The sequence below is a fragment of the Kitasatospora sp. NPDC001159 genome (assembly GCF_053598235.1).
On the sequence record NZ_JBSFJV010000024.1, the window covers coordinates 65,477 to 80,266 of the forward strand.

General features: G+C 72.1%; 10 protein-coding genes and 1 pseudogene. 7 read left to right on the forward strand and 4 right to left on the reverse strand.

The features are described from left to right. Window positions 1-24: 24 nt before the first annotated feature. Window positions 25-360 (reverse strand): annotated as a pseudogene (locus ACWC9T_RS15295) (FAD-dependent monooxygenase); the annotation flags it as partial. Window positions 361-576: 216 nt separating this feature from the next. Between ACWC9T_RS15295 and ACWC9T_RS15300 the strand changes: the two are divergent. Continuing rightward, a complete protein-coding gene (locus tag ACWC9T_RS15300) occupies window positions 577-1,191 on the forward strand; it encodes a TetR/AcrR family transcriptional regulator (protein WP_449821528.1) in 615 nt (204 codons plus the stop codon). Between the two features lie 4 nt (window positions 1,192-1,195). Here the strand turns inward: ACWC9T_RS15300 and ACWC9T_RS15305 are convergent, their stop codons facing one another. Then, entirely contained in the window at window positions 1,196-1,870 is a 675-nt protein-coding gene (locus ACWC9T_RS15305) for a TetR/AcrR family transcriptional regulator C-terminal domain-containing protein (RefSeq protein ID WP_449821529.1), read from the reverse strand. Between the two features lie 131 nt (window positions 1,871-2,001). Between ACWC9T_RS15305 and ACWC9T_RS15310 the strand changes: the two genes are divergently transcribed. From ACWC9T_RS15310 to ACWC9T_RS15320, 3 genes are all read left to right on the forward strand, one after another. Then, a complete protein-coding gene (locus tag ACWC9T_RS15310; RefSeq protein ID WP_449821530.1) occupies window positions 2,002-2,334 on the forward strand; it encodes a hypothetical protein in 333 nt (110 codons plus the stop codon). Between the two features lie 249 nt (window positions 2,335-2,583). Then, window positions 2,584-4,206, forward strand: coding sequence for an alpha/beta hydrolase (locus ACWC9T_RS15315; RefSeq protein WP_449821531.1), 1,623 nt, complete (start codon window positions 2,584-2,586; stop codon window positions 4,204-4,206). A 342-nt stretch (window positions 4,207-4,548) separates the two neighbouring features. After that, window positions 4,549-6,069, forward strand: a complete 1,521-nt coding sequence (locus ACWC9T_RS15320) for an FAD-dependent oxidoreductase (protein ID WP_449821532.1) — start codon at window positions 4,549-4,551, stop codon at window positions 6,067-6,069. Window positions 6,070-6,124: 55 nt separating this feature from the next. Here ACWC9T_RS15320 and ACWC9T_RS15325 read toward each other — a convergent pair whose 3' ends face one another. Continuing rightward, the gene (locus ACWC9T_RS15325; RefSeq protein ID WP_449821533.1) at window positions 6,125-6,862 is read right to left on the reverse strand and encodes an ABC transporter ATP-binding protein; all 738 of its coding nucleotides are present in this window, start codon (window positions 6,860-6,862) and stop codon (window positions 6,125-6,127) included. A 403-nt stretch (window positions 6,863-7,265) separates the two neighbouring features. On the opposite strand from ACWC9T_RS15325, the gene ACWC9T_RS15330 reads away from it, so the two are divergent. The 3 genes from ACWC9T_RS15330 (at window position 7,266) to ACWC9T_RS15340 (ending at window position 14,501) form a co-directional block, all read left to right on the forward strand. After that, the gene (locus ACWC9T_RS15330) at window positions 7,266-10,583 is read left to right on the forward strand and encodes an ABC transporter permease (RefSeq protein ID WP_449821534.1); all 3,318 of its coding nucleotides are present in this window, start codon (window positions 7,266-7,268) and stop codon (window positions 10,581-10,583) included. Then, complete coding sequence (locus tag ACWC9T_RS15335; protein WP_449821535.1) at window positions 10,580-13,390, forward strand: hypothetical protein; 2,811 nt, start codon at window positions 10,580-10,582, stop codon at window positions 13,388-13,390. The genes ACWC9T_RS15330 and ACWC9T_RS15335 overlap by 4 nt, the downstream gene beginning before the upstream one ends. A 121-nt stretch (window positions 13,391-13,511) precedes the next feature. Next, the gene (locus ACWC9T_RS15340) at window positions 13,512-14,501 is read left to right on the forward strand and encodes an ABC transporter ATP-binding protein (protein ID WP_449821536.1); all 990 of its coding nucleotides are present in this window, start codon (window positions 13,512-13,514) and stop codon (window positions 14,499-14,501) included. 7 nt (window positions 14,502-14,508) lie between these two features. Here ACWC9T_RS15340 and ACWC9T_RS15345 read toward each other — a convergent pair whose 3' ends face one another. After that, on the reverse strand, window positions 14,509-14,691 hold the full coding sequence (locus ACWC9T_RS15345) for a hypothetical protein (RefSeq protein ID WP_449821537.1): 183 nt from the start codon (window positions 14,689-14,691) through the stop codon (window positions 14,509-14,511). Window positions 14,692-14,790: the final 99 nt, after the last annotated feature.

The window sequence follows — 14,790 nt, forward strand, 5'->3', positions numbered from 1 at the left end:
GAGTTCGACGGATCGTGCCTAGGCGGCACGGGGAGTGATCCGGGGTGGCGTCCAGTCGGCGTGCTTCAGGACGGTCCGGACCATCGCGCCGGACGGGGTGAGCCCGGCGAGCCGACGCCCGTCCGGCGTCCGCGTCCCACCGGTGTACTGCCGACGGGAGGCCGCCTCGACGGCCTCGCCCACCCCGAGGGTCGCGAGCGCCCGCATGCCGTTGGCGTGGAGCGAGATCCCGGCCCCGGCATCGTCCAGGACGGCTGCCCGCTCGACCACGGTCACGTCCCACCCCGCTAGCCGGAGCCCGATCGCGGTCGCCAATCCGCCGATCCCGCCCCCGATCACCACCGCGCTGTTGCTGCTCATGCCCGGTCCTTCCCGTGTCGTCGCGCTGCCTTCTACAGCCGTAGAAGGAGCGTGCTACGGGCTCATCGGGCGGGCGGGGGTGGGCTGTTTCGGCGCTGCCGGGCTCGTCCGGGGTCTGCCGGGACGTCCGGTGAGCGGCCGCTCGGTGATCTGTGCACAGCGGCCCTCGGCCGCCCGGGTGGGCGCCCCGCGGGCCGGTGCCGGTAGAAAGGGGGGATGCGGCGAGATGTGGAGCAGGGGCAGGGTGGTGCCGGTCGGTCGGGGCGGCCGGATCGGCGGACCGTGCTGGCGGACGCGGCGATCGGTGTGCTGGCGGACGCGGGCGTGCGGGGGCTGACCCGCCGGGCGGTCGATGCGGCGGCCGGTCTGCCGGTCGGCACCGCCTCCGCCTACCTGCGGACCAGGCAGGCGCTGCTCGCCGCCCTGGTGCGCCGGTTGGTTGAGCTGGACCAAGGCGAGCTGCAGGCCATGGGGGAGCGTGTGGTGATCCGCTCGGAGGGTGAACTGGCCGATGGTATCTGTGAGTTGATGCGGCATCGGCTGACCGGCGAGGGTCGGCGGAGGTCGCTGGCGCGGTACGCCTGCGCGGTGGAGAGCGTGCGTGATCCCGAGCTGCGGGAGATCCTCGTGCCGCGGGAGAACGCGGGGCGGCCCGTCGTCCGCGCCTTCCTCGCCGGTCGGGGCGTCCCCGACCCCGACGGGCGCACCGCCACCCTGCTGGCCTGCGTCGACGGACTGGTCTTCGACCGCCTGGTGGGAGGCGGGGAGGCCGGGGCGGACGAGATCCAGGACCTGGTGGCGGCCGCCCTGCGCGGCGCGAACGGAGGCTAGCCGGTCACGAGCCGCCCTCCTGCACGAGCTCCAACTCGGCGGCGTAGCCGGCGAGCAGGATGCGCAGTGTGCGGTGGAAGCACTGCTCGGAGTCGAGGCCCTCGCCGGTGGAGAAGGCCTGGGCCAGGTGGGGGTAGATGCCCCGGTCCAGGTCCGCGAACTCCTCGCGTTGCGGCTCGGTGCCTTCGTGGTGGGGCGTCTCGCCGACCTCGCCCAGGGTGTGTCCAAGGGTCCACCGGACCACGGAGTTCAGCACGTTGAGCGCGTCGGCCAGTGGAACGCCGTCCGCGCGCAGCACGGCGACGCCGCGTTCGAGCAGGGCGAGCGCGGCGGGGGTGGCGACTGGGCGGGTGGCGATCACGGTGAGCATGGCCGGGTGGTCGAGCAGCATCCGGCGCAGCGCGACGGCGAAGTCCCGGACCACGTTGGTCCAGGGGCCGCTGGGTTCGGCGAAGAGGTCCCCGGCGGAGAGTTCCAGCATGCGCTCGACCATGCCGTCCAACAGGGCGGCCTTGCTGGGGACGTAGTAGTAGAGCGTCATGCCCTCGACGCCGAGCGCCGCGCCGAGCTTGCGGTTGGAGAGGGCGGCGAGGCTGTGCTCGTCGACGTAGGCGAGGGCGGCATCGATGATCTTCTCGCGGGTCAGGCCCGTCCTGGGGCGTGTGCGTCGGCCCGACATCTGCTCCTCCTTTGAGTCCCGGGTGGCCCCGCGGGTGGTCCCGGGCGGGCCTTGACAACTCTTGCAGCGCAAGAAAACAATAGTCGACGTCGGATTCTTGCACTGCAAGAAACACGTTGGGGGAGGATGTCATGCAGCTCGTCGCCGTCATGGTGCGCAAGCTCAACGAGGGTGTGGAGTACGGGGAGTTCCGCAAGGCCTGGATCCCGGACGAGGTGTTCCCGGACGACCCGCGCACCCGGTTGATCACCGCCACCGCGCTGGAGGACTCGCGGGAGGTCATCACCATCGCGCTCATCGAGGGCGACCATGGGCCGGAGTCCATGCAGGCGTGGATGGAGAAGCTCGCCCCGGTCGAGGAGCGTCGCTTCGAGCGGATCAAGGACCTGGTCGGCCCGCCGAGCCTGAACGCGGTCTACCAGGTCGTTGCCGAGGACAACCTGTCGCGGCCGATCGCTGAATAGCGGTCGACCCCCCGGGCCGCGGGCAACGCCGGAGACCCGCGGCCCGGCTTACCGCCGCCGGCCGCTGGCGCGAAGAGCCGTCGCGCATTGAACCACGATCAGGTCAATCAACCGTCAAGTTGGTTCATTCACAGAATGTTCCGGCCATGTATGACGTGAAGTAGGGAACATTTCTGCCGCTTCGAGGTCTTCACACGGAGATCTCCGGCTGACAGTCTGGGGCCGCCCTTTCAGTACGGAGGAGGTTCCTTGTCCCGCATATCCACGTTGGCCGGAGCGGTCACCTGCGCGCTCGCCCTTGTCACCGGTACCGCCGTCGCCGCGTCCGCCGCGCCGTTCGACCAGGCGCCGGGTGCCGCAGCCGCCGAGGCGAAGGTCGACCCTGTCGACTGGAAGCCGTGCAACCCGGACCCGAGCAAGCCGGACCCCGGCATCTACGACTGCGCCGTCTACCCCGTGCCGCTGGACTACGACAACCCGTCCGGCGAGAAGATCGGCATCGCCATGATGCGGCGGCGCGCGAGCGACCCGTCGAAGCGGATCGGCTCTCTGTTCCTCAACCCGGGCGGCCCGGGCGGCAGCGGCTACATGTGGGCGACCACCACCCGTTTCGGCGCCGAGGTGCAGTCCAAGTTCGACCTGGTCGGCTTCGACCCCCGCGGTGTGGCCCGGAGCAACCCGCTCAAGTGCTTCAAGACCCAGGAAGAGGCCGACGCGGTCAACAACCGCATGGTCGGCGTGCCGGTCAGCAAGGCCGAGATCGACGATACCCTGGACGCGGACCAGGACTACACCGACGCCTGCAGCAAGAACGCCGGCCCGCTGATCGAGCACATGTCGACCATCAACGTGGTGCGCGACCTCGACCGGATGCGCCGCGCCGTCGGTGACTCCCAGCTCACCTTCGCCGGATTCTCGTACGGCACCCTGATCGGTTCGACGTACGCGAACATGTACCCGAACAAGGTGCGCGCGATCATCATCGACGGAAACGTCGACCCCAACCTGCGCCTGCACAACGGCCTGGAGTACGACCGCCAGCGGGCGGACGGCTTCGAGCTGGCCCTGGACGAGTTCCTGAAGCGCTGCCAGACTGCCGGCGCCCCGCGCTGCGCCTTCGGCGACGGCGACACCCGCGCCAAGTTCGACGAGCTCCGCGACCACCTGCGGACCAGCCCGATCACGCTGTCCAGCGGCTCCAAGGTGACCCTGAGCAGCTTCACCAGCGAGGTGGCCAGCGCCCTGTACTCGCAGGCCAAGCTGGCTCCGCTGGCGAAGTCGCTGCAGGCCACCTACCAGGTGATGCAGAAGCCGGCCGCGGTCGCCCCGCTGGCCCCGAAGGCGACCGTCCCGGACGACGAGGCCAACCAGCTCACGGTGAACGTCCCGCGCGCGCTGCGCGAGGCCCCGGCCGACTCCGAGTACACCGCCGACGACTCCTACATGGGCGTCAACTGCCAGGACAAGCCCTACCCGTCGAACGACCGGGTGTTCGCCAACGTCGCCCGGGCCTGGGAGCAGGAGTCCCCGACCTTCGGCCGCTACCAGGCCTTCGACGCCCCCGCCTGCGCGAGCTGGCCGGCCCCGGCCCGGGACGCCGAGCGCTTCAGCGGCCCGTGGAACAAGAAGACCTCCAACACCGTCATGGTGATCGGCAACCTCTACGACCCGGCCACCCAGTACAAGTTCGCCCAGCGCATGCAGCAGGAGCTGGGCAACGCCGTGCTGGTCAGCGTCGACTCGATCGAGCACTGCGCCGTTGGCCGCAGCAAGGCGCTGAACGGGCTGGTCACCCGCTACCTGGTGGACGGCGCCGCGCCGCAGCCGGGCCAGCTGCTGAAGCCGGACGCCGAGATCTTCCCGGCGGTCTGAGGGATCTCCTCTCGAACGCCCGGCCGTTGAGGCCGGGGCTGTGGTGGTCGGCCCCGCCGGCCACCACGGCCGTCTTCTCCGGCCGAGGCCCCGGAGTGCGCGGACAACGCGGCAGAAGATCGTCATCGAACCTCCCGTGGAACGCATTCTGTGGGGTTGTGGTGGACCGTAGTCGACGCCACTGACAATCGAGACCCGGATGGCGGCTGCGGCAGACCGCCGATGAATTCCAGGATGTGGCGTACTGTCACACTTATTTGTCGATGGATTCACAAAGTCGAATACCCGTGTTAGCGTGCGACCCACCAGACTCTCTCGAACGTGAGAAAGTGGGGGAAGAGCATGCGACACGAATTCTCCGGGCGGTCGATCCTGCCCGGCGATCCCCGCTACCGGACGCTTAGCCAGGGCTTCAACCAACGCTGGCGCAGCAGTCCCGCCTACATCCGGCTGGTGGGTGACGAGGCCGACGCGGTGGCCGAGCTGAACCGGGTGATGGACCGCGGGCTGCGCCCGACCGTCCGCGGCGGAGGGCACTGCTACGAGGGCTTCGTCGACAACGACCGGGGCGTGATCCTCGATCTCAGCACGATGCGCGGCGTGGCCGCCTCGACCGACAAGTTCGGCCGACCCACGTACTGCGTCGAGGGCGGTGCCACCAACTGGGACGTCTACACCACCCTGTTCCGCGAGTACGCCGTCACCCTGCCCGCCGGCTCCTGCTATTCGGTCGGTGCGGGCGGACACATCTGCGGCGGCGGCTTCGGAGTGCTCTCCCGGCGGCACGGACTCACCGTGGACCACCTCGTCCAGGTCGACGTGGTCACCGTCCGGGGCGGCAACGCCGTGGTGACGAAGGCCCACTGCGAGGACGTGCGGGACTCGCCGGAGCACGACCTCTTCTGGGCCCACACCGGTGGCGGGGGTGGGAACTTCGGGGTGGTACTGCGCTACCACTTCACCGCGGACGCGCCGCAGCCGCCGCCGCGGGTCTGGATCAGCAGCGTCGCCTGGCCCTGGGACGAACTGGTCGGGCGGCCGAGTGACTTCGAGACGCTGCTGCGCAACTTCGGGGCCTTCCTGGCCGAGCACAGCGGCGCTCAGGAGTCGGTCTACGACGGGCTGTTCGCGATCCTCAAACTTACCCACCGGTCCAACGGGAACGTCGTGCTGTTCAGCCAGTGGGACGGCGACGACCCGGCGCCGCTGGACGAGTTCGTCGCGGCCGTCGAACAGGGGATGGCGACCCGCTCGGTGGCCCAGACCCACAGCGTCGGCGGGCTGTTCCTGCCGTACCCGGAGAGGCGGCGGCAAATGCCCTGGTTCCAGGCGACCATGACGCTCAACCCGTCGGGCGACAACCAGCGCGGCAAGTACAAATCGGCTTACCACCGGGAGCCGTTCAGCCCGGGGCAGGTCGCCGTCTTCTGGGACTGGCTGACGAGGGACGTCGAGGGGGCGGACCTCAAGAAGACGCTGGTGCAGATCGATTCCTACGGCTGCCGGATCAACGCCCGTCGGCCCGAGGAAACGGCCGTGGCGCAGCGTGACTCCATCATGAAGCTGCAGTACCAGACCTACTGGACCGATCCGGCCGAGGACGCCGCCCACCTGGCGTACCTGTCCGGCCTGTACCGAGACGTCTACCGGGAGACCGGCGGCGTCCCGGAGATCGACACCGCGACGGACGGCGCCTACATCAACTATCCGGACGTCGACCTGGGCACGGTGGACCAGCCGGACCCGGCCTACCCGAGGCTCTACTACAAGGGCAACTACCCGCGACTGCAGCGGGCCAAGGCCTATTGGGACGGGGAGGAGGTGTTCCACCACGCTCAGTCGATCAGACCGCCCCTGGCCTGACCGGCGACCTGTGATGTGCTGCAGCTGAGCCCGACGCCCCCGGGTCCGACCGCCCCTACGCCGCCTGCTCTGCCGCCTCCTCCTCGACGATCCGCCCGTCGCGGAGCTCGATTACCCGGTCGGCGAGCCCCATCAGCGTCGGGTCGTGGGTGGCGACCAACACCGTGACGCCCTCGCTGCGGACCACCGCGCGCAGCAGCTCCATGATCGAGCGGCCGGTCTCCGAGTCCAGCTGTCCGGTGGGCTCGTCGGCGATGATCAGACCGGGGTCGTTGGCCAGCGCGCGGGCGATGGCGACGCGCTGCTGCTGGCCGCCGGAGAGTTCGCCGGGGCGCTGGTTGGCGTGGTCGGCCAGGCCGACCAGGGCCAGCAGGGTGTGCGCGCGCTCCTCGCGCTCGGCGGCCGGGACCCTGCGCAGCCGCATCGGGACGCCGACGTTCTCGGCGGCGGTGAGCATCGGGATCAGCCCGAAGGACTGGAAGACGAAGCCGATCCGCTCGCAGCGCAGGGCGAGGCGGCCGTCCTCGTCCAGTCCGGCGAGGTCGATGCCGTCCAGGGCGATGGCGCCGCCGGTCGGCGCGTCCAGGCCGCCGACCAGGTTGAGCAGCGTGGTCTTGCCGGAGCCGGACCGGCCCTTGAGTGCGGTGAGTTCACCGCGCTCGATCGAGAAGCTGATGCCGCGCAGAGCGTGGACGGCCCGCTCACCGGTGCCGAAGCTGCGCCGGAGGTCGGTCACGGCCACCATCGGCGCGGTGGTCGTGGCGGCTGCGGTGTCGGCCTGGTGCTGCGTCATTCGGCGTCCCCCTGTGGGCGTGGCGACCCGGTTCTGCTCGGGTCAACGGGTGCGATGGCTGCGCGGGTTCACGATCCCGAGCGGAAAAGTCGAGAAAGTGAAAGTCCTGGTCAAAGGAGTGCGGTGAAGCTGGAGTTGTGAAGTGTGCATGGCATTTTGGCACGGCCTCCCCGGCGAGGGTGCTGCCAATGCAGAGAATTTGTTCATTACTTACTTGATTCGCGCAAGTCCCTTCCGTTCCCCGATCGAATCTGACAGCATCGTCCGCTATCCGGCGACCGATTGCCGGTGATCACTGCGCCGGTGTGCCCGTGGGGTGTCCGTCTGTGGCCGTTCTGTGCTCGGATCGGATTGATGGGTGGGGCCGGGATGCGACCGGGGACGCAACCGGGGGAGGAATTTGATGTTCGGCTTCGTCGTGCGCAGACTGCGCGGGCGACTGCCGCTGGCTGCCGCCGTCCTGCTGACGGTGCTGGTCACCACGGCGGTGCTGACCGCCTTGGTCACCTTCAACAGCGGTGTCGGCCAGGCCGGTCTGCGGCAGGCGCTCCAAGGCCCCGGCCATGCCCGGACCACCGTGGTGGTGACCGTCGAACACGGGCTGGACCAGCGAACGAAGGACGAGGAGGCACTCGCCGGCTACCGGCGGAAGTTCTTCGGCGACCTGCCGGTGCGCACCGACAGCCTCCTGCGCAGCCGCTCCTACGGCCTGCCGGTCGCCGGCGCCGCGGCGGGCACGGCGGGTGCAGCGGGCACGGCCGGTGATGCCGCGTCGGGCGGTCAGTCCGCCGGGGCGAAGGTCGACCTGACGGTCCTCGCCGACGTCGACCGCGGCCGGGCCCGGCTGGTCGCCGGCGCCTGGCCGGGCGTCGCCGCCGGGCCCGTCCAGTCCACCGCCCCGCAGGCCGCCGTGCCGCAGACCATGCTGACCCGGCTCGGCCTCAGCGAACGGGCGCTGCCCGCCGACGTCCAGCTCGCCGACCGGCTCGACGGCAAACCGCTGACCGTCCGGGTCACCGGCGCCTACCGGGCCGTCGACCCGTTCGACCCGTACTGGCGAATCGACCCGGTCGGCGGGCACGAGGTCGAGGTCGGCGGCTTCACCACCTTCGGCCCGATGATGGTCGATCAGAGCGTCTTCACCGCGGGCGGCCTGCCGCAGAGCAGCCGCGGCTGGGTGCTCGACGCCGACTTCGCGGGTGTCGACCAGGACGCCGCCGAGGCCATCGGTGATCGCGCCCAGGGCCTGGCCGAGGAGCTGCGGAAGACCTCGTCACTGACTGCGACGACCGAACTTCCGAACGTCATCAGTGAGTTGTCCGCCAGTCTGATGGTCGCCCGGTCCACCCTGCTGATCGGCGCCCTCCAACTGGCCGTGCTCGCCACCGCGGCCCTGCTGCTGGTCGTCCGATTGATCTCGGCCCGCCAGGAGCGGGAGAACGAGTTGCTCGCCGCCCGCGGCGCCTCCGGTACCCGGCTCGGCGGCTTCACCGCCCTGGAGTCGGTGCTGCTCGCCCTTCCGGCCGCGGTGTTCGCACCCCTGCTCACCCCGTTCCTGGTCCGCGTCCTGGCCGGCCTCGGCCGCTCCCACCAGGTCACCCTGGACACCCGGCCGAGTTGGACGCTCTGGCCGGTGGCCGTGGTCTGCACCCTCCTGTGCATCGCGCTGGCCAGCGTGCCCAGCCTGCTGCGCGGCGCCGGTGCCGCGTTGCGCCGCAAGGCTGGCCGCCGCCAGGCGGTGGTCTCCGGCATCGCCCGCAACGGCGGGGACCTCGCGCTGCTCGCCCTGGCCGTGCTCGCCTACCAGCAACTCGACCAGTACGGCGGCGGACTGTCCACCGACTCCTCCGGCCGGCTCGGTGTCGACCCGCTGCTGGTCGCCACCCCCACCCTGGCGCTGTGCGCGGGAACCCTGGTGGTGCTGCGGCTGCTGCCCCTGGTCGCCCGGCTGGGCGCCCGGGTCGCCGCCCGGGGCCGCGGCCTCGGCCCGGCCATGGTCGGCTGGCAGCTGGCTCGTCAGCCCGCCCGGGCCACCGGGCCCGTGCTGCTGCTGGTGATGGCCGTGGCCACCGGAGTGCTCGCGCTCGGCCAGCACGCCACCTGGACAGCCTCCCAGTACGACCAGGCGTCCTTCAACACGGCCGGCGGTGTGCGCATCTCCGCCTCGCACACCACGCTGATGGGCCAGGGCGGCCACTTCGGCGCACTGCCCGGCGGCGACCGGCTGATCCCGGTGGACCGCGAGGACCAGGCGCTGTCGAACGGCAACGGGCAGGTGCTCGCGGTGGATTCCGCCGCCCTCGCCGACCGCGTCCCGTACCGCGACGACCTGCTCGGTGGGGTCGACCGGGCGAAGGTGTTCGGCACGCTCGCCCAGCCGGCGCCGACCGGCGCGAAGGCCGGCGTCACGCTGCCCGGCCGCCCGCTGCGGATCGACGCCGACCTGGCCATCCGGCAGGTGTTCGACAACAACAGCCTGCACCCGCCGCTCCCGTCCCCGCCGGAGGTAACGCTGCTGCTGCGGGACCGCTTCGGTTACGTCCACAAGGCGCCGTTCGCCGACCTCCCGGTCAGCGGCGAGCAGCGCGCCTCGGCCCCGCTGAGCTCGCTGGTCGACGCCCCGATAGGCTCCGTCGCCGCACCGCTGACCCTGGTCGGGGCGACCGTCTCCTTCAGCGACCGGGTCGTGGGTGAGGTGACCGTCGGTCGGCTGGCCGTCTCGGACAGCGCGGACGGGCCCGCAACCGACGTTCCGGTGCCGGCCGGCCTCTCCTGGAAGGGGGACGTGGTCGACGGGCCAGCACTCCAGCGCGGGGTCGCGCCGCCGGTCACCGTACGGCCCGAACCGGCCGACGCCGGGCGGCTGTTCACCGTCGACTATGCCTCAGCGAAGGTCTCCCTGCGGGCCGTCCTCGGCATCTCGGGCGTGGAGGCGCCGAGCGTCGTGACCGGCGTCGCCACCCAGGACTACCTGAAGCTCGTCGGCGGCTCGGTCGGCGATGTCCTCCGGGTGCCGTTCGCCGGGGCCGTCGTCCAGGTCAAGATCAGCGGGGTGGTCCAGGCCGTGCCGGCGACCGGTCGCAACGCACTGGTCGTCGACCTCGGCACCGTGGCGCGGCTGCTGGCGGCCCAGGGCCGGGTCCTGCCCAGCCGCGCCGAGTGGTGGCTGCCCGCGACCGGGCCGGGCGACCGTGCTCCGGCCGAGGCCGCCGCCGCCCTGCGGGCCGCCCCGGGCTCCCAGGACGTCCAGCTCTACGACGAGGTCTCCGAAGGAATGCTGAGCGACCCGGTGGGCGCCGCCCCGCAGAACGCGCTGATGGCCATCGCGCTCGTCACCGCCCTGCTCGCCGCGATCGGCTTCGTCGCCGCCGTGGCCGGCTCCGCCCACGAGCGCGCCCGGGACTCCGCGCTGCTGCTCGCCCTGGGCACGCCGCGCAAGCAGGTCGCCCGCACCGTCGCCGCCGAGCAGACGCTGCTGGTCGGACTCGGCGGGACCGTCGGGCTCGCCCTCGGCGCCCTGCTCGTCCACCTGATCGTTCCGTTCGTCGTCCTGACGCCCGCCGCCCGCCCACCGATACCCGAGGCCCTGATCGAGCTGCCCGTCGGCCAGGCCCTGCTGTTCGCGGCCGCGATCGCCGTCGCCCCGCTGCTGTCGGCCTTCCTCATCGGACGCCGCCGTCGAGACGTGGCCAACCGGCTGCGCCACGTGGAGGAGATGTGACCACCCAGGCCGGCACCCGTGTGCCCACCCCCGACACCGCCCACCGCCCCGCGCGCTGGGTCCGCACCAGGCTGCGGGCGAACCCGCTGGCCGCGCTGCTCATGGCGGCCCTCGCGTTCGTCACCGTCTTCCTGGCGGCGGCCTTCCCCCGCATCGCGGACCGGGGCGCGGACGCGGCGCTCCAGGACTACGTCAGCCAGAAGGGTCTCAACTCGACCAGCCTGCAGACCACCTCCAAGGTCCTCGATGACGACGAAGCGGTCAAGCTCGACCGGGTGCAGCAGAACCTGATCGAGACGGTCGGCCGAGAGCTGACGCTGGCCCGGTCGGGCGAGGCCTACGGCGCCCGCGCCCTGGGCGACCGCGGCATGGGCAATCCGGAGTACGTCCGTTTCGCGGAAAAGAAGACCGACCCGGTCCTCGGCCTGCTCTACCTGCACGATCTGGCAGCCCGGGCCACCCTCACCGACGGCACCTGGCCGACCCCCGGCGACGCCGGCGGTCCGCTGCCGATCGTGATCAGCAAGAAGGGCGCCGAGACCATCCACATCAAGCTCGGTGACGTCATCGACAACGGCGTCGAGGGCTCGGGCGCCAAGCGGACCACCGTGGTGGTCGGCTTCTACCAGCTCAACGACCCGCTGGATCCGTTCTGGGACAACCTCGGCTGCCCGGCCCGCGCCTGCGTGAACGCCACCCCCGAGCACGAGCACTGGATGACCAGCGGATTCGTCGACGGCGGCAGCCTGCCCGCGATGGCCCGCTGGGGCTTGGGCGGCGAGAACTTCTGGCGACTGCCCGTCGACCCCGCCTCGCTGCACGCCGACCAGCTCGACCGCACCCGCAGCGTCATCAGCTCCATCCTGACCGGGCGCGACGCCACCGCGCTGGCCGGCTCGACCGGGCGCGCCGACCTGCACACCAGCTCGAACCTGCCGGACATCCTCACCCGGGCGGACGAGCGCTACCAGGCTTCGCTGCCGCTCAGCGCGATCGGTCCGGCCGGCGTGGCGGGCGTCGCCACCGTGGTGCTGTTCCTGTCCGCCGCCCTCACCACCGACCGGCGCACCGCCGAGATCAGGTTGCTCCGGGCCCGCGGCGGTTCCCTTGCCGGGGTGCTGCGACGGCTGATCGGCGAGGGTGCGGTCACCGTCCTGCCGGCCGCCGTACTCGGAACGGCCCTCGCCCTGATGCTGCTGCCCGCCCCCCGGTGGGACCGTTCGGTGCTGGCGGCCCTGGTCGCGACGCTGATCGCCCTGCTGGCCTTCCCGGCCCGCGCGGCCCTGCTGTGGGCGCGCGGGCGGGCGGCCGGCGGCCGACGCCGACTGGTCGGCGAACTCGCCGTCCTGGCGGTCACCGTAGCGGCCGTGGCGGAGGTCCGGCGCCGGGGCGTCGGCACCGGCGCCGGGCTGGACCCGCTGCTGGTCGCCGCCCCGCTCCTGCTCGCCGTCACCGGCGGGTTGTTGCTGGCCCGGATCGAGCCGGTGGTGGTCGGCTGGCTGGCCGCCCTCGCCGGCCGGGGCCGTGGCCTGATCGGCTTCCTCGGCCTGGCCCGGGCCGCCCGCGACAGCTCGGGACGCCGCAAGCCCTCCGCGCTGCCGCTGCTCGCCCTGCTGATCGCCGTCACCGCGACCGGCTTCGGCGCCACCGTGCTCGACACCGTCGATCACGTGCGGACCCGGGCCGCGCGGATCGCCACGGGCGGGGACATCGGCGTCTCCCTCCCGGGCTACGCCACCCTGACCGAGTCGTTCACCAAGGCCGCCGGCGAGCTGCCGGGCGTCCGGGCCTCGACCGCGGTCTGGGTCGAGCCCAAGACCCGCATCGTCGACGCCGACCAGAACTACACGGAGGCCTACCTGGTGATGGTGGTCGATCCGGCGGCGTACGCCGAGATCGCCCGGACCCTCGGGGTCGGCGAGTTCGATCCGGCGAAGCTGGCCGGGACGTCCGGCGGCCGGGACACCCCGGTGCCCGCCCTGGTCAGTCGCGACCTGGCCAAACGCCTGGCCGCAGGGTCGTCCCAGGTGCGCACGCCCAACGGCAATGACCTGCGCCTCACCGTAGCCGGGACCGTCGGCGCCACCCCCGCGCTGCCGGACCCGGGCAAGCCGTTCGTCGTCGTTCCCGCCGGCCCCGCCTGGGATCGACTGCCGGACGCCAAGCGGGTGAACAAGTGGTTCGCCGTCGGCGATGTCGACCCCGAAGGGGTCAGGACGGCCCTGCGGGAGAACGGCGGGGCCCAGCCGGTCGGTCTGGCCAAGCTGATCGCGGACGACGCCGCGGCCGTCGGCAAGGCCACCCACGGCCTGCCCGCGGGCTACACGGTGCACAGCAGCCGGGAGACCGCCGCCGTGCTCGCCGACGACCCGCTGCAGCACGCCGCCGGGCGCCTGTTCTGGTACGCGGCGGCCGCCGGGGCCGGATTCGCCCTGCTCGCCGTGCTGCTGACGCTGTTCCGGGCCGCGCCCGACCGCACGGCGCTGCTCGCCCGGCTGCGCACCATGGGCCTGCGGCCTCGCCAGGGGCTGGCGCTGATCGTCACGGAGGCGCTGCCGCAGACCTTCACGGCGGCCGTCGGCGGCGGCCTGGTCGCGGTCGCGGCAGTCGCCCTGCTGGGCGGCGCCTTCGACATCTCGACGCTGGTCGGCGCCAGGGTCGGGGAGGTCATCACCCCCGTGCTGATGCCGGTGCTGCTCCCCACCGCGGGCCTGGCCCTGCTGGTCGGCCTCGGGGTGGTGCTGGAGACGCTGGTCGCAGGCCGGCGCCAGATCGCCACCGAACTGCGGGCGGGGGAGCAGTCGTGACACCGCGACCGGTGGCACGGGCCGCCGCAGTGGGGACCACCGGTACCTGCCGGAGCGTCCGGACGAGCCGGACCGCCGGTACCGGACAGACCAACCAGACCGTCGAGACAGGAGACCAGCCGTGAAGAGCACCCCCCAGGAGCGGCCGGCCGCCGAGGCCCCCAGCCTGCAGGAGCTCCGGAAGCGGGCCCTCGCCGCCGCCTCGCCCAAGGCGTACGGCGAAGGGGCGGCCATCGTCTGCGACCGGCTGGTGCGGATCTTCAGCGCCGAGGGGATCGAGGTCCAGGCGTTGCAGGGCCTGGAGCTGACCATCCGGCAGGGCGACCTGGTGGCCCTGGTCGGCGCCTCCGGCAGCGGCAAGTCCACCCTGCTCACCATCCTCGCCGGACTGGACGTGCCGACCGCTGGCACCGCCACCGTGGCGGGCTGCGACCTGCTGGAGATGTCGACCAAGGAGCGGCTGCGCTACCGGCGCGAGGTGGTCGGCTTCATCTGGCAGCAGACCGCCCGCAACCTGCTGCCGTTCCTGACCGCCGCCGAGAACATCGCCCTGCCGATGCAGCTGCGCGGCCGCCGGTCCGGGGCCGGGGGAACGAAGCAACGGACCGCGCGGGTGGCCGAGCTGATGGAGGCCCTGGAGATCGGCGACCTCGCCCACCGACGGCCCAACGAGCTGTCCGGCGGCCAGCAGCAGCGGGTCGCGATCGCGGTGGCGATGGCCAACAACCCGCCGGTGCTGCTCGCCGACGAGCCGACCGGTGAGCTGGACTCCGAGACCGGCGCGGTGATCTTCGAGGCCTTCCGCACCGTCAACCGGGAACTCGGCGCCACCGTGGTCATCGTCACCCACGACCCGATGGTCGCGGGGGAGGTGCGCCGCACGGTCGCCATCAGGGACGGGCGGACCAGCAGCGAGGTGCTGCGCCGCACCGTGACGGACGAGCACGGCGAGGAGTCGATCAACGAACGCGAGTACGTGATGCTGGACCGCACCGGTCGGGTGCAGCTGCCGGTCAAGTTCCTGGAGGCGCTCGGAATGGAGCACCGGGTGGCGGTGGACCTCGCGGCCGACCACATCGAGGTCCGGCCGGACGATCTGGCCGGGCACTGACACGGCCTCAGCCGTCGCCGCTCATCCGCTGGAAGAGGCCGCTGCCCTCGGCGTGCCTCCGGAGGTCGGGCGGCGCGGCCTCGGCGTCGCGCTCCCCCCGGGAGGTGGCGGTGCAGCGGGCGAAGACGAGCAAGGCGGTGGCCGCCACGGCGAGGATGCCCAGTGCGGTGAGGACGCGTAGCCAGGTCAAGGTAGTGCCTCCTGGTGACGGTGCGAGGGAACGCCGCCGAGGTGATTCGGCAGTTCGGCCCGCACGGTCGAGTGCCCACGGTCGGTTCTTCCCGCCGAC

Bases quoted from the DNA above. Each gene is read 5' to 3' on its own strand.
- ACWC9T_RS15320 (WP_449821532.1), top strand. From the start codon at position 4,549: ATGCGACACGAATTCTCCGGGCGGTCGATCCTGCCCGGCGATCCCCGC.
- ACWC9T_RS15300 (WP_449821528.1), top strand. From the start codon at position 577: ATGCGGCGAGATGTGGAGCAGGGGCAGGGTGGTGCCGGTCGGTCGGGG.
- ACWC9T_RS15325 (WP_449821533.1), bottom strand. From the start codon at position 6,862: ATGACGCAGCACCAGGCCGACACCGCAGCCGCCACGACCACCGCGCCG.
- ACWC9T_RS15310 (WP_449821530.1), top strand. From the start codon at position 2,002: ATGCAGCTCGTCGCCGTCATGGTGCGCAAGCTCAACGAGGGTGTGGAG.
- ACWC9T_RS15330 (WP_449821534.1), top strand. From the start codon at position 7,266: ATGTTCGGCTTCGTCGTGCGCAGACTGCGCGGGCGACTGCCGCTGGCT.
- ACWC9T_RS15305 (WP_449821529.1), bottom strand. From the start codon at position 1,870: ATGTCGGGCCGACGCACACGCCCCAGGACGGGCCTGACCCGCGAGAAG.